The organism is Pseudoroseomonas cervicalis ATCC 49957 (genome assembly GCF_000164635.1).
Taxonomy (GTDB): Bacteria; Pseudomonadota; Alphaproteobacteria; order Acetobacterales; family Acetobacteraceae; genus Pseudoroseomonas; species Pseudoroseomonas cervicalis.
Map to the genome: position 1 here is coordinate 1 of NZ_GG771073.1, position 992 is coordinate 992.

General features: G+C 76.2%; 1 protein-coding gene. It reads left to right on the top strand.

Annotated elements, in window-relative coordinates:
* Positions 1–992: alpha/beta hydrolase (locus HMPREF0731_RS21780; protein ID WP_007006417.1), on the top strand; the 992-nt coding region annotated here is incomplete at both ends.

Sequence of the window (992 nt, forward strand, 5' to 3'; positions counted from 1 at the left end):
CGGCGGCGCTGCTGGCCGCCTGCGCGCCCCGCGTGGAGCCGGCGGGTCCGGTGATCGCCACCCCGGCCCTGCTGCCCGAGCAGGACACGCTGCTGGCCGCCGATGGCGCCAGGCTGAAGCTGCGCCACCGCGCGCCCCCCGAGGGGGTGGCGCCGCGTGCCGTCATCCTGGCGCTGCACGGCTTCAACGACCATTCCGGCAATTTCCTGATCGACGGCTTCGACCGCCTGGCCGAGGGCGGGGTGGTCACCTATGCCTATGACCAGCGCGGCTTCGGCGCCTCGCCCGGCCGCACCCTGTGGCCGGGGGCGGAGAGCATGGCGGCGGACGCGGCCGAGGCGCTGCGCCTGCTGCGCGCCCGCCACCCGGACCTGCCGCTCTACCTGATGGGCGAGAGCATGGGCGCGGCCGTCGCCGTGCTGGCGGCCACCGGCCAGCCCCTGCCGGTGGATGGCATCCTGCTGATGGCGCCCGCCTTCTGGTCGCGCGCCGAGGTAGGGCCGGTGGCCACCGGCGCCTTCTGGCTGCTGGCGCACACCCTGCCGGCGCTGGCCTTCCCGCCGAGCGCCGGCAACATCACCGCCAGCGACAATCTCGACGCGCTGCGCCGCTTCGGCCGCGACCCGCTGACCATCAAGGACACCCGCATCGACGCCGCCTGGGGGCTGTTCGGCCTGATGGATAGGGCGACGCAGAGCCTGGCGGGCTGCTGCGCCGCGCCGACGCTGGTGCTGCAGGGCGCGCAGGACCGTGTGGTGCCGCCCGAGGTGACGCGCGCCGCCCTCTCCCGCATGCGGCCCGAGGCGCGGCTGGCCCGCTACCCCGACGGCTTCCACCTGCTGCTGCGCGACGGGGTGAAGGAGCAGGTGGCCGACGACATCCTGGCCTGGATCGGCAATCCGCGCGCGCCGCTGCCCTCCGGCGCCGACCGGGTGGGCGAGGCCTGGCTGAACCGCCCCGCCCCCGCCTTGATTGCCGCCGCGCCCGCCCCT